This is a genomic window from Afipia felis ATCC 53690, from assembly GCF_000314735.2.
Classification (GTDB): Bacteria; Pseudomonadota; Alphaproteobacteria; order Rhizobiales; family Xanthobacteraceae; genus Afipia; species Afipia felis.
Genome location: NZ_KB375270.1, coordinates 1,785,016 through 1,798,887, shown reverse-complemented (window position 1 = coordinate 1,798,887; position 13,872 = coordinate 1,785,016). Strand labels below are relative to the sequence as shown.

Here is a 13,872-nt window from a genome sequence, read left to right as displayed (position 1 = left end):
AAAATCGGTGAGGCGCTGATCAATGTAAGGAGCGGAGAAATACCCAGCGACGAATGTTGCGATGAGAACAACGACTGCGATTAACGAATGCGCATGTCTTGGCATTTTCGTGACCCCGGAGGAACGATACGCTTGATAATCGACCGGTTTGGTATGGCGGTTTATGCGCTTAACGCCAATGCGGGTGCTTCCGCAATGACTTTAAGATGTGGGGGGCTGTCTGCCTCCGCAACTGGCTTTCGCTCGACAGTTGCAGCTTGTGTGCATCGAAACTCGAATCCATGCATGGTGATCGTGGGATAGATGCCCCGAAAATCGTCGCTGAACGCGCGAATTCGCCGCGCCATCTCTTCCTTCGAGATATCGTCCGGAAGGCGGCACATATCGATATACATCTGCCGCGTGCTTTTCGTTCCGCTCCAGTGGATCGGGAGCGTCGGCAGGGGAGCTTCGTGCGTCGCGAGCTCCTTCGACATGCGCCAGAACAGAAATGCCAGGCGGATAAAGGCGACCTGTTCGAGTTCGCGCACGCCGATGTTTTGCTGAATTGAAAAAGATTCGACGCCGACAATGGGGCCGGCATCGACGTGCGCCGCCATTTCATGCGCCGTCGCACCGAACTGCTCAACCCCGTCATAGAGTGCGAAATGCGCCGGCGCCCAGCCCGCATAGGTGGGCGGCCCAGGGTGGAAGTTATAGGCGCCGTGGCCAAGGGCGTTGAGAATATGCCGCGGTACGATGGTTCCGGATGTGAAGGCGATCAATCTTGCATTGACCAGAACTGCCGGATCGATGGCTTGCAGGTCGTCCCCCGTCAATGCGTAACGAAACGATAAGGACGGATTATGTGCCTGCATAAGTTGCGTGATCGCCAGTTGTTGACCGCGCTGGGCGGTAAGAAGGACAATCTGCTTGAGCATGGTGTTCGGCCTGTTCGGTTATCGGCGCTGGCGGTATGCAACGAAACTCAGTGAAGGGTTGCGGGTGCGATGCTGGGTGCCTCGGAGACAAGCAGGCTCACGATCCCCATGCCAGTATTGGCCAGACGGCGGAATAAATCGATGCTGGGTTTTCTGTCCGGTGTAATTTGCAGAATCCGGTGGTTTGCCGCGGATGCGATTGCCGTCGCGGCGTTTACATCCTGCGCCCACGCGCAGAGCGAGAGCTCGAGCCGGTTGAATCCGGCGGGATCGCTCTTGAATGCGTCGACGACAGCATCGACGGTTTCCGCCACCGCTTGTGCGCTTGCGGACCGTATGCCCGCGAGAATGACGGATATCGACCCATGAATGGTCTGCTCGGATCTCATGATGATTAGCGCCTCGGATGCGCCGATCCGCGAAGCGCGTCTTGCGGCCCGCAATTCTTTCGGAAAGCCTTGGTCTGCGCCGAGATCGTGGATGGTTGGCTCGATGTTGTGAACGACGATCGGCAGGTTGTTGGGATCGTGTCTGGCGGATACCGCGTGATAGGAGCGAGGCAGCCACACTGTCCGCAACGGAATTTGTGAGGAGACGAAGCTCCACGCCTGGTCGAGAACATAACCATCCCAGACATCCGGATAGGCCACCGAGAGTTCGCGCCAGATGCGGAGCAAATGCCCTGCGGCTTCGCTAGGCCCGAAGCAAAGAATGCGCGGGGACATTTCCCAGTGATTCCACTTGTGAACCGCAAAGTCGCATTCGACCTTTTCGAGCAGGGAGGGCAGGGCCTCGAAGGAAGAATCAAAGTCCACCCACAGAACCGGCCTAGTGCACTTTTCGTGAACTTTCTGAATGAAGCGGGCTTTTTCCGAACTATGAAGTTGGTTCGGTATCCTCGTCTCGACAGGTTCGATCACCATGTCGAGTCCAAGCGCGGTTAGCGATCGCTTCAGTCTTGCCACGGTGGCTGCGTCGGTATTTCGCGGATAACAAGAGGCGACGACGGGGCTTTGGATCTTGGGCGCGGTTTTCAGCGCCTGCCCCCACTTGAGGCCGCCCCACCATAGCTCATGCGGGCCGTCCGACGGAGAGGCACCGACGGTGCCGAAATCTTTCAACTTCGATTTGAGGAAATCGAAAGCGGGGTTCTCGCTGTAGGGAATAAAGACAACGCAATCGGGAGAAAGCGCGCGATAGAGGATGTCGGCGGCTGGCCCGCTCGGAGGCTCGAGCACGGCGACAAGCTTGGTCTCCGCCGGGAGGCTGTGCTGTTTCCCCCAGATCAGCGGCGTTCCGAACCGAGTGATAAGCCATGTGAGAAGCGCCCGATGCCGGGCCGACATCCGGATTTGGTTGTTCGAGAGAAATGCGTCTGCGATGCTGGATGGCGAAGCTGTCACGGCTTCGCTGTTGTGTTGAATCATCATGTGCCGCCCTTTGTTCTTCTACGGACAAAGGACGAAATCCGGGCGGCGGAAATGGCAGGTGGGTGCGTTATTGTGCGGTGGTGTTGTCCGGAGAAGGGTCGAGCAAGTCAGCCTTGAGAGCATCTTCGAATTCGTCGTTTCCTTCGACGCGAGGCGAGCGGGTTGCGTCGAGCGGGGATATTCCGACCGTAAGAATCATTACGTCCGATTTCAGATGGCCCGGCTTGACGAGCAGGCAACCGTCCTCATTCCCGGCGCGGTAATATTTGCCTGAGAGATCGAGACCGGCGGCGATCATCCGATCCGCGGACAGTTGTTCCGGTTGTGCGTTTGCCGCTGCCTGCTGCACGCTCTTGCCGTATTGAGCATAGATGCCGCGCAGGATTCCCTCCCTCGCAATCTGGGCGATGGGAATGGCGATGGTCTCGAGGTTCATCGCGCGGGTCAGGGGGATTCGAACACGCAAATCGCCCATGCCGTTGCGATAGACAGCCACCCGCTCCATGGCAGACGAGCCGTCCTTGCCGAACAATCCGATTCCGATATTGCTGCATTTGACGTCGCCGAAGATATCGCCGGGCAGGCGATTGGCGCCGAACAGCGCGTAAAGGTAGCCCATCGCGGGCGTAATATCGTTGAAGCTGCCGGCCAGCCACATGGGAGGCGCGGGTGCGGTGCAGGCGATGGGCAGACCGCGTGCAGTTTCGAGTTGCAGCAGTGTTTTCGAATCCAGCATCGGCGCCATTGTCGTGGTGCCGAGGTTGACGTCGTGCTGCAACTTTCCCAGCAAGGTCAGTTCGCTGTCGCTGGGCAACAGCAGCAACCGACCCAGGATCGCGGCGCTCCAATTCGCTGAAGGCGTGATGTCGGAAAAAGGCTCCAGCCGGTAATGCCGCGCGTGTTCGCGCGCGGCGTTAACGAAGGCTATGGCGCCCGCCTGAATGTCCCGGACCAGCGCAAGCTGTTCTGGCGATCTGAGGTCGGCCTCGCGATAAACCTTCGACTTGCGATAATCCCGGACCGATCCTTCATCCGAACAGCAGATCTGTTCGAGCGGCGCGACATTGCGCAAGAATATGCGCTTGACGTGCGGAGAAACCGTCAGATCCGAGATGAACCCGCTCGCGGTGTCGTCAGGATCGATATCGTCATAGCTGTCATCGAGGCTCAGCAGATAAGTGCCGTGCAGGCGGATGTTGATGCCTTCATGATCGAAAATGCGCCTGAGCGATTTCTGCACGCTGCCGGAATAGCCGAGATCGACCAGCATGAGGTCGGTGCAGGTGTCGAAATTCGGTATCTGGCGCCGTAGATAGCCCAGCAGGGCGGCGCGGGTTGCGGCCGCGATCCGGGCGATCTGTTGCTGATCGAGCAGTGTCGGCAGCGCCTCGGCGAGTTCCTTGGCTGTCGCGATCCCGTCGCGGTAACGCAGGAAAAATTGAAACACCGGATCGGGCAGCACTTTCACGATCTTTTCGAAGGTCGCGGCATCGATCTTTGTGCTGTCGATCTTTTTGAACAGGTCGACCAGCGGTTCGATCGTCGTTGCGGACGCGATCAGGCTCACGCGGCGGTTAATTTCGATGTAGAAGCCGGCCTGGTGTTGAGGCTGCGACCAGATGCGGTGGGGAAGAAAGCCGTCGCGGCCGAGAAAGGCGACCTGCACTGTCGAGCCGTCGCGCCGCAATTGTGCGAGTTTTCGTTCTATGAACGCGTCGAAAGCATTCATGACGGGTCCCAGCGTCGTCACGCCGAGGGTGAAGCCGGGCGATCGCCGGGGCGTGTTTGCCGCGACGATGCGGCGAAGCGTGCGCGCGCCTGCATCGAGGCGTGAATGGTGCCGCAGGCAGAGAGTCTGGTAGGCCGCATCTTCGCGTTGAAACTGAGCGAACATCGATCCGGTGGCCTGCGGATAAAATCGAGTCCGGATGCCGTGACGCCGCGCGCCTTTGATATCGGCATGCGGATTGTCGCCGATATGTGTCGCTCGAGACGGATCGAGCCCCTGCCCAGCGAGGTAGCGTGTAAAGAGCTTGTCGCTTTTGCCGGTCCCGTGCTCGCATGAGGCGAACAGGAAGTCCCAGGTGAGACCGGGAGCGCAATGCCTGAGCAGCATCCCGAGCTGTTCGGAGCTCCAATAGGTGTCGGAGATGAAGCCAACCTTTTGTCCGTCCTGTTGGGCCGTTCGATATAGCTTGCTCACTTCCAGATTTGCGCGGCAAAGCTCCAGTTCGGCCTGAAATTCCGCGTCGGCTAAATCCTGAAGGGCCATTCGGTCAAGGCCGAACAGCCGGAATGGAAAGAGCGCATAGATGTCCTCGATCCCCACTTCGATTGTTTTGCGGGTCTCTCGAGCGGCGGCGCGTGCTCTGGCCTCGGCCTGGATGCGATGCTGGACGTAGCTGAGCGCGGCTTCGGGCGGCAGCCTGTCGCCGAGCGCCAGCTGAAATGCCCGTTCATAAACGCCGTCCGGTGTCGTGCAGGCACGAAGCAGAAAAGTATCAAAGATGTCGAAGGAATAAGCCCTCGCATGCGCGCTTGCCCCGATCGGCGCGCCTCTCAACCCGGTTTCCATTGCAAACTCGCCCGCCAAGAATCTTGTCAGATAAACGGGGCTCAGGCGAAAATCAGGCGAAGTTGATCGGAAGGGAGCCCCCGGAAATCAGTTAATTCTTGTTAACCGTTACGTTCCTCTCAAAATCGCTCGAAGAAGGATGATTCGGGCGGCGCGCGAACGATGGCTAGCAGGAAGGACGAAACGGCTCGGCCGATCGATATCGTCGCGCGTCCGAAACCCATGCTGGCGTCCACTAATTGTTTGCACGCCTGCGGGAATTTTGATTCTTTCACGATCAAATCGCGTGTCCGATTCGCTTGGCTGCGGCCCTCAACGAGGCTGCCGCGGACGCGTAAACGCTCTGTCCGGCAGCCTCATTCCCAGGGGATGAGGCGGCATTTTTTGCCGTCGGCTAGGCAGAAATTTCCTCATAACTATTTGAGAAATATACAAAAAATTATCCCTGCGTCGATGAAGTGGTGCAAGTCGCTACCTCTATCTTAGGTGCGGCTACGTCAATTCATGTGGAAGCTCGATGCTCGCCATCGGACCTCGGCGGCTATCTTGAGAAAAATCTTCTGTAATTTCCGCGACTGAAGACGCAAGGCACGCGTCGTCACTTCTCCTTAATCAGCGCGATTGCGTCCCGAAATCCTGGATGTTCGGCCGTCTGAAGCCATTCAAACACCACCATCTCGGTCGTGACGATCTCAGCGCCATGTCTCTCCATGCGCAGGATCGCGGTTTCCTTGTCTTCCGGGCGGCGCGAGCCGAGCGCGTCGCGGACCACGTAGGTCGTGCGGTGCGCATTCAGTAGCCCGAGCACTGTCTGCTGCACGCAAACATGTGCCTCACATCCTGCGACGACGACGTGGGCATCAATGGGAATGTGGTCCAGAAAGCTGTTCTCCCGGCAGGCATCGAAGAATTGCTTGTGAATCAGTTTGCCTTTCTCAACGGGCAGGTCCTCGACGGTTGATCCGAGACCCTTGGCGTTCTGCTCTGTGAAGATGCAAGGAATGTCGACCAGCTCCGCCATGCCGATAAGCCTGTTCGCATTTCGGACGGCAGTCGCACCTGCGTCGATTGCAGGCATGAGGCGCGACTGGAAATCGATGATGAGGAGCAGGGAACGCTGGGGGTCGATTGTGAGCATGGTCCTACCCTTCGGAAAGATGGGCGATCAGGTCCTTGACGTAGGCTTCCATCCGGTCCTGTGCAGATGCCCCGAACATCCGGATGCGTCCCGTATGCAGCAACAGGAGCAGTCCGGTGGCATGAGCAAAGCAGTCAACCATCAGCAGGTTGGCTTTCTGCCGCGATGCGCCAAGTTCGGTCGCAGCGTCGGCGATGGGCCGGAGCGCAGCTTCGAGAGCAACGTTGAGGATTTCGTCACGTTCGCGGCCGAGCCCGGATGGCTTCATGCCGCCGCGGAACAGGTAGAACCCAAGATCGAGATCACGTGGGTTCTCAGCATAGAACGTGAAGAAGCTCATCGCCGCGGCTTTCAGCCGCTGCGCCGCCGTTCTTGTCTGTGCCACTGCCTGATCGACCGTGGCGCCAAGCGAAGCAAGGGAGGCCTTTAGCACCTCGGCGTAGATGTCTTCCTTGGACTCGAAGTGGAAGTAGAGTGCAGCCGGCGTGTAGCCGGCCTTGACCGCGATCGCTCTCAGACTTGCGCCCTCCAGCCCTTCCTCGGCGAACACCTGTTTCGCGGCGTCCAGAATGAGTTCGCGCTTGTGTCCGCTGACCGCCTGGCGCCGGGTTTGCCGCTTTTCGACCATTTCGTTTTCAAGGCTCACTTGACAGCAATGCCGACTATATTAGAATTCTAACACTGTTCGATAATTTGAACAATAGCGAGATGCGTCATGTTGATGTCGGCGGCCGATTTCAGGGAATCCCTTCGCGCTTACAAGCCGAGGGTGTTCGTCAACGGCAATGCGGTGGAAAGTGTAGCCGATGAACCGCTGCTTGCACCCGGCATTGCCGGCGTCGGCGTCACTTATGATTTTGCGCTGCGCGCGGAACACGCGCCGCTCATGACGGCGCGGCAAGGCACGTCCGGCAAGGTCGTAAACCGGATGTTACATATCGATGAGAACTCGCAGGACTTGCTCTACAAGCTCGAAGCCGTGCGTCTCGTCTGCAAGACTTCTGGCTGCGCGCAGCGTTATCTCGCGCACGATGCTCTCAATGGTCTGTATCAATCGACGCGTTTGACCGACGAGCGCTACGGCACCGACTACAGCCAGCGCTTTCTCGCCTACCTTCATCACGTTCAGGACAATGATCTCACGCTCGGCATTGCGATGACCGATGCCAAGGGCGATCGCTCCAAGCGTCCCGGCAAGCAGATCAATCCGGACGTCTACGTCCACATCAAGGAGCGTCGCAGGGACGGCATCGTCATCCGTGGCACCAAGGCGATCGTGACCGGTGCGCCTTACATGCACGAGTTTCTGGTGATGCCGTGCCGCACCCACGCACCGGAGGACAAAGATTTCGCCGTGTGCTGCGCCGTGCCCTGCGATGCGCCGGGTGTCACGATCATCGCTCGTCCGGCGGGACGTCCGGGCGAGGCAGTAGCGAAATTCTCTGCCAAATACGGTCAGTCGGTCGGCGTTGTGATTTTCGACGACGTGTTTGTTCCGCATGACCGCGTCTTTCTTGCGGGCGAGACGGAGGAGGGCGGCTTTCTCACAACCTCCTACGCCACACATCACCGGCATTCCTGCATCGGCGCGCGCGCGGGCTTTGGCGATCTTCTGATCGGTGCGGGAGCGTTGATGATCGAGGCCAACGGTCTTGATGCCGAACGGCACTCCCATATCCGCGAAGCGATGGTCGAACTCATCACCATCACGGAGAGCTTCTATGCTTGCGGCGTGGCCTCGTCGGTCTATTGCACCAAGGATCCTGCCGGGTCTGTGATGCCGGATGCGGTGTTCTCCAACATCGGCAAGCTTCTGCTCGCTACCAAGATCTACGACATGCACCGCGTGGCGCATTATGTTTCGGGCGGCTTGATCGTTGCGCTGCCTGGCCCCGATGAAGACCATAATCCCGAGACTATGGCTTCGCTCGCGGCCGTCATGGGTGGCCGGCCGGATATTCCCACCGAACAGCGCGCCGAGGTGGCGCGCTTCATTGAGGACCTGACGGTCTCGCACGAAGCGGGCTGGTATTCGGTGATCTCGCTTCACGGCGGCGGTTCACCGGAAGCGATGAAGCGGGAGATCTGGCGTAACTATCCAGTAATGGAGAAGGTTGAGCTGGTGGAGAGCCTTCTCGACCGCGGTGTTCTCGACGAGGGACAGCGTGTCTCGAAGCAACCCGGCCGTTGCTGCGCCACGGGCTGCGAGGTGCCGGAGCCTCTGCAGCAGGCCGAACTGTCGCCTCTCAACGGCGCGGCGGAATAGTTTGGTCCTCGATCAGAAGCACGGGCTCACGCGAACCGTAAAATTCCCGCGCCCACGGCGATGATGCCGACAGCGATCACGCGCACGATGCTGATGTGTTCTTTCAGGACGAGCGCGGAGATCGCCGTTCCGAACAGGATCGAGGTTTCACGTAAAGCGGCGATGACGGCGACGGGTGCCAGCGTCATCGCCCAGAGCGCGAGACCGTAGGAAACGATCGTTCCCGCGCCTCCGATCATGCCGAGATGCCAGTTGGTTGCGATGTAGTTCTGAAAGGCCATGCGTCGAGCGGCAAAAGCCCAGACGACCAGCGGAATGCCGGTCAGCAGGAAGATCCATAATGTATAGGCGGCGGGTGTGCCTGAGAGGCGCACACCCAGTCCGTCGATCAGCGTATAGCTTGCAATGACCCCTGCATTGAGAAAGGCGAGCGCGAGTCCGGCCTTGTTTGTCGAACGCCCGGACGTCGCCATTGCAAGGATACCGGCGCAAATGATGGCGATGCCGATCCAGGCCGAGGTGCTGAGATTGCTGCCGAGAAACGCAACGCTGGTAATGGCGACCAGCAGGGGCGCGCTCCCGCGCATCAGCGGATAGGTCTGGCTCATATCCGCAAGATGATAGGTCCTCGCGACCAGCACGTAATAGCCGACCTGAAGCAGCGTCGAGGCGCCGATGTAAGGCCAGCTCTCCCGGTTCGGAACGGGAAGAAATGGCAGGCAGACCGCGGCGATCAGCGCGGCTGACGTCGTGACCAGCACGGTCGTGAGCAGTTTGTCGGATCCGCCTTTGACGACGGCGTTCCAGATGGCATGAAGTGAGGCGGCGAAAAGAACGACACTGAATACAAAAATGCTCATTCTGACGATCGCGCGCCTTTTCCGGTATGTTTCTGGCTGGTCAAAGAAGAGTCTCGCAGATCGCGGCCAGAATATTGTCGCTTATCTCATGAGCCGCGTGAGGAGCAGGGCGGCGTCGGTGAAGCACGCGATAACCACAAGGCCGCTCGTCGCCAGAAGATATTTGCGACTTGTGCTGGTGGCGACTTCTTCACCTGTCACATAGCGTGACCGTTGATGGCCGCGATGCAGGCTCATACAGCCGAGCGCGGCCAGCAGCAATGCCACGAGCAGATGGAGCGCCGCCGCTGCCGTAAGTCCGATACGGATCGAGAGGCAGGCGACAATGAGTGCCAGCATGCCGGTGCGCGACCATGCGAGACCGGTTCTCTCCGGTTGAAGACCGGGGTCCCTGCTAAGCATCACATTCCTTTACATCAACCGTAGGCGATGATGAGCCAGGCGAGTCCGGCGGACAGGAAAGCGGTGAACATGGCAAGGAACGGCAGCAGAAGGCTCAGCGGCAGATCCGCCTCGTGGCGCATGGCGCGTTCCGCGCGCGCCCATCGCGTGTAGGCGATGCCGCCGAGCGTGCCGCCGACAATGAGCAGGATGATCGAGAGGATGAGCCGCAGCTGCGGAGAGCCGAGGTGGGATGCGAACTGGTCGATTCCGATCGCGCCGGCGACGATCGCGAGCGACGTCCTGATCCATGCGAGGAAGGTGCGTTCATTGGCGAGCGAAAAACGGTAGTCCGGGCGCGTGCCCGTTTCCCACCATTTTAGCCCTTTCTTTTTGCTGGGCTCGGCTGGGGTCCCCAAAGCAGGAGAATGCAAATTCATTTCAGTACCTTACGGGCTGCAATGGATCGCTGCAGCAGCTTGCTTGTCGCAGTCATCTCCATGCGGTGACGAATGTTCCAAAAAATGGAACGAAACAAGCCAAAGAACGAACCTATGGAGAGGTGCATATCACTATGGCCGCATTATGTGGAGAAATATTCCCCCAAATACATCTACGACCTCTTACTTCGCCTCTGTTTGGCGTTACTCCGAGAAGGTCTTGATGAGCTTGACCAGCCTGCCGATCACCCCGCGGTCGGAGGGACGATAGTGGACGACGTAGGGTGCTCCGCGAAAATGGATGTCTGGCAGCACGGGGCGAAAACCGGAAGACGACGAGCCGGGGGCGCTGTTGAAGATGTTCCGGGGCGCGACGATGGTGCCGATTCCATCCCGCACGCAGTGCATCGCGATGAACAAGTGATCGAACACATGTCGGAAGCGGATGTGCTCCCCGCGCAAGCCTGCTTCGTTCAGCCAGCCGGGCCAGTCGGTAGGCCGTGTCACTGAACCTACGATCTGCTGCCGCAATACGTCGCGGGCTTTGGAGATTTTGGACGATCGCACGAAGGACGGCGCCGCCAGCAGGCAGAGGTCTTCATAGAACAGAATGAATTTGTCGTAGCTTTGCAGCCTGCGGTCGAAGCCCGGCCCGCGCGTAATGACGATGTCGCTTAAGGGACCGTCATGGATTTCGTTCGTCATGCGTGTGGTGAGCGAAATCTCCGTCTCCGCAATGCGTGCTTCGAACTCCTTCAGCTTGGGCAGAATCCAGTACATCGCGAACGTCGTCGGCGCTTCGATGGTCACGATGTGCCGTTGCCCGGTGCCGGCCACTTCTGCGCAGGCTGCCATCATATCGGTAAGAGAATTTCCGATCTTCGATGCGAGCAGTTCGCCCGTCGGGGTCAGCACGAGTTGACGTCCCTGACGCGTAAAAAGATCGCGCCCGATCCACTGCTCGAGCTTGCCGATCTGGCGGCTGATGGCGCCGTGCGTGACGCCGAGTTCTTCCGCGGCGTTACCGAGGTTTTTCCACTGCGCAGCCATGGCGAAGGCACGCAGGGCGGAGAGGGGTAATTCGCGCGTTTTCATCGTTGAGTTTTATGTACATGATTGTGAGATATTATCGATTTTTATTCGTACAAAAATTCATAGTGTTTCGCCAGCGAATTTATCGAGGGCGCGACCATGGCAATTCAGGACAAGACAGTTGAAGTAAATGGGCGCACCTACCGCACGCCGCGCCAGCCGACCGCGGTGATCTGTTTCGACGGCTGCGATCCGCGTTATATCTCGCACGGACTTGCCGCTGGTCTTTTCCCGAATATCTCGAAAGTCATCTCGCAGGGCTTCTATACGATTGCCGATGCGGCGATGCCGACATTTACCAACCCGAACAATATGTCGATCGTCGCCGGCGCGCCGCCGCGCGTGCACGGCATTTCCGGAAATTACTATCTCGATAAGAAGACCGGCAAAGAGGTGATGATTACCGACGCCTCGCTTGTATCGTCCGGCACGGTGCTGGCAGCACTTGCCGATGCGGGCGTGCAGGTGGCGGCGATCACCGCCAAGGATAAGCTGCGCAAGATGCTGGGTAGCGGCCTGAAAGGCATCTGCTTCTCGTCCGAGAAGGCGCGCGACGCGACGCTTGCGGAAAACGGCATCGAGAATGTGGAGCAACTCGTCGGCCGCTCGACACCCGATATGTACAGCCCGGATCTGTCATTGTTCGTTCTTGATGCCGGCATAAAACTGCTGGAGCAAAAGAAAGCGGATCTGCTCTATCTCTCGTTGTCGGATATGGTTCAACACAGTGCGGGCCCTGGTGAGGCACTCGCGGATCAGTTCAACCGCGATGTAGATCAGCGTGTCGGTCGGCTGATGGAGCTCGGCGCGGTCGTCGGCATCGTCGCCGACCATGGCATGACCGACAAATGCATGCCGGATGGCCAGCCGCAGGTGGTGTTTCTCGAAAAGATGCTGAACGAGCAATTCGGCGCGGGGACCGTGCGCGTGATCTGCCCGATCACCGATCCTTTCGTCAAACATCATGGGGCGCTCGGCTCATTCGTGCGCGTTTACGCTACCGGCAAGACCTCGCCTGAAGTCCTTATGGATGCAGCCGCGCGTATTCCGGGCGTAGCGCTTGTGCTCGACGGCAAGAGTGCATCCGAGCGCTACGAGATGCCGATTGAGCGGGAAGGCGACTTCATCGCTATCGGTGACACTTATACAGCGATCGGGTCGCGCCCGGATGAACATGATCTGAGCGGATTGAACGGCCACAAGCTTCGCTCGCATGGCGGCCTGTCCGAACAGCCGGTGCCGTTCATGGTGTCGAAGCCGCTGAACAAAAAGTATCAGGCCATCGTGGAGGAGCGTCGACTTCGTAACTTCGACATCTTCGACTTTGCCTTGAACGGACCAGCCTAGCGTCGGGATAGAAAACGAAAAACATAAAATCAGGATAGGGAGGGAATCATGAAGCGTCGGGATTTTCTGATTGGATCTTGCCTTGCTCCGGTTGTCTTGTCTGTGCCCGCACTGGCGCAGGAAAAGAAGAAACTATCCGTTCTCACCTCTCTGCCGAAAGAACTGTCGGCTGCGTACAAGCAGGGCTTCGAGAAACTGCACCCTGATGTTGTCGTCGAAGTTCAGCAGCGCGGCACGCAGGCCGCCGTCACCTTTCTGCGCGAGACCAAGGCGAATAACACCTCGGATATCATGTGGGCGTCGGCGCCGGACGCTTTCGAGGTCTTGAAGAAGGATAATCTCCTCGAAAAATTCTCGCCGAAGGAAGCAGGAATTCCCGCGAAGATCGGCGATTATCCGATCAACGATCCCGAAGGCTATTATGTCGGATTCGCGCTGTCCGGTGGCGCGATCATGTGGAATTCGCGCTACATCAAGGCGAAGAAACTTCCTGCACCGAAAACCTGGGACGATCTCACCCAGCCTGAGCTGTTCGATCAGACCGGCATCGCGATGCCCTCGCGATCCGGCTCGACACATTTGACGCTCGAAACCATTCTGCAGGCACGTGGCTGGAATGGGGGATGGGCTCTGACAAAAGCGATGTGCGGCAACATGCGCCAGATCACGGAGCGCTCGTTTGGCGTGCCGGACGCCGTCAGTTCAGGACAATTCGGCTATGGCATTGTGTTCGACTACCAGGCGCTGGCAGCTCACGGCTCGGGTTTTCCGGTCGAATTCGCCTATCCGCCGGACACCACCATCGTGCCGTCGAATATAGGCGTCGTGAAGAACGGACCGAACAAGGAACTTGCTCAGAAGTTCGTCGAATACATGCTGTCGGAAGAGGGACAGGCACTGCTGTTCAATCCGAAGATCGGCCGTCTGCCTGTGCTTCCGAGTGCCTATAAGAAAGCACCGGCCGGGATGCCGAACCCGTTCGAGATCAAGTGGGGTCCGGGTGGCGGCTTCAAGTTCGACGTTCTCAAATCCGAGACGCGCTATGCCATCGTCGATGCGATGTTCGATCAGACGATCACCTTCCAGCTCGACGCGTTGAAGGCGGCGACCAAGGCCATCCACGATGCCAACGCGAAGCTCGCGAAGAAAAACAACGCTGCTGCGGCCGATCTTCTCAGGCAGGCACGGGAGGCGATCTCCGCTGTTCCATTCGACGAGAACCAGGCCGTTTCCAAGGAGTACATCGAGGCGTTCGCCGGGGCTTCCGGCAAGAAGGGCGCGCCGAAGGGAGCAAGACAGTCCGAACTCGAGCAGCAATGGTCGGCATTTGCGCACGACCATTATGCCAAGGCACTTGAACTTGCGAAGAAGGCCGATCAGGCGATCGGCTAGCCCGCGCCAGCTTCAAAGCCGCCGCGTAACA

12 protein-coding genes are annotated in these 13,872 nt (G+C 58.7%); 3 read left to right on the top strand and 9 right to left on the bottom strand.

What is annotated here, in order from left to right:
- Positions 1-161: 161 nt before the first annotated feature.
- The 5 genes from HMPREF9697_RS08440 to HMPREF9697_RS08420 form a co-directional block, all read right to left on the bottom strand.
- Positions 162-920 carry a formyltransferase family protein gene (locus HMPREF9697_RS08440; protein WP_002716770.1) on the bottom strand — a complete coding sequence of 253 codons (759 nt, stop codon included), beginning with the start codon at positions 918-920 and terminating at the stop codon, positions 162-164.
- Positions 921-967: 47 nt separating this feature from the next.
- Entirely contained in the window at positions 968-2,350 is a 1,383-nt protein-coding gene (locus HMPREF9697_RS08435) for a hypothetical protein (protein WP_002716769.1), read from the bottom strand.
- A gap of 67 nt (positions 2,351-2,417) precedes the next feature.
- Complete coding sequence (locus HMPREF9697_RS08430) at positions 2,418-4,925, bottom strand: HAD hydrolase-like protein (protein ID WP_002716768.1); 2,508 nt, start codon at positions 4,923-4,925, stop codon at positions 2,418-2,420.
- Between the two features lie 598 nt (positions 4,926-5,523).
- Entirely contained in the window at positions 5,524-6,063 is a 540-nt protein-coding gene (locus tag HMPREF9697_RS08425) for an isochorismatase family protein (protein WP_002716767.1), read from the bottom strand.
- 4 nt (positions 6,064-6,067) lie between these two features.
- Positions 6,068-6,691, bottom strand: coding sequence for a TetR/AcrR family transcriptional regulator (locus tag HMPREF9697_RS08420; RefSeq protein ID WP_002716766.1), 624 nt, complete (start codon positions 6,689-6,691; stop codon positions 6,068-6,070).
- An 87-nt stretch (positions 6,692-6,778) separates the two neighbouring features.
- Here HMPREF9697_RS08420 and HMPREF9697_RS08415 point away from each other — a divergent pair, with 87 nt between their 5' ends.
- Entirely contained in the window at positions 6,779-8,329 is a 1,551-nt protein-coding gene (locus HMPREF9697_RS08415; RefSeq protein WP_002716765.1) for a 4-hydroxyphenylacetate 3-hydroxylase family protein, read from the top strand.
- Positions 8,330-8,355: 26 nt separating this feature from the next.
- Here the strand turns inward: HMPREF9697_RS08415 and HMPREF9697_RS08410 are convergent, their stop codons facing one another.
- The 4 genes from HMPREF9697_RS08410 to HMPREF9697_RS08395 form a co-directional block, all read right to left on the bottom strand.
- Positions 8,356-9,189: a DMT family transporter gene (locus tag HMPREF9697_RS08410; protein WP_002716764.1), complete on the bottom strand. Its 834-nt coding sequence runs from the start codon at positions 9,187-9,189 to the stop codon at positions 8,356-8,358.
- 81 nt (positions 9,190-9,270) lie between these two features.
- Complete coding sequence (locus HMPREF9697_RS08405) at positions 9,271-9,591, bottom strand: DUF202 domain-containing protein (RefSeq protein WP_002716763.1); 321 nt, start codon at positions 9,589-9,591, stop codon at positions 9,271-9,273.
- A gap of 14 nt (positions 9,592-9,605) precedes the next feature.
- Positions 9,606-10,010 carry a YidH family protein gene (locus HMPREF9697_RS08400; protein WP_002716762.1) on the bottom strand — a complete coding sequence of 135 codons (405 nt, stop codon included), beginning with the start codon at positions 10,008-10,010 and terminating at the stop codon, positions 9,606-9,608.
- A gap of 204 nt (positions 10,011-10,214) precedes the next feature.
- Entirely contained in the window at positions 10,215-11,105 is an 891-nt protein-coding gene (locus tag HMPREF9697_RS08395; RefSeq protein ID WP_002716761.1) for a LysR family transcriptional regulator, read from the bottom strand.
- A 96-nt stretch (positions 11,106-11,201) separates the two neighbouring features.
- Here HMPREF9697_RS08395 and phnA point away from each other — a divergent pair, with 96 nt between their 5' ends.
- Complete coding sequence (phnA, locus tag HMPREF9697_RS08390; protein WP_002716760.1) at positions 11,202-12,449, top strand: phosphonoacetate hydrolase; 1,248 nt, start codon at positions 11,202-11,204, stop codon at positions 12,447-12,449.
- A gap of 48 nt (positions 12,450-12,497) precedes the next feature.
- Positions 12,498-13,841, top strand: coding sequence for an ABC transporter substrate-binding protein (locus HMPREF9697_RS08385; protein ID WP_002716759.1), 1,344 nt, complete (start codon positions 12,498-12,500; stop codon positions 13,839-13,841).
- Positions 13,842-13,872: the final 31 nt, after the last annotated feature.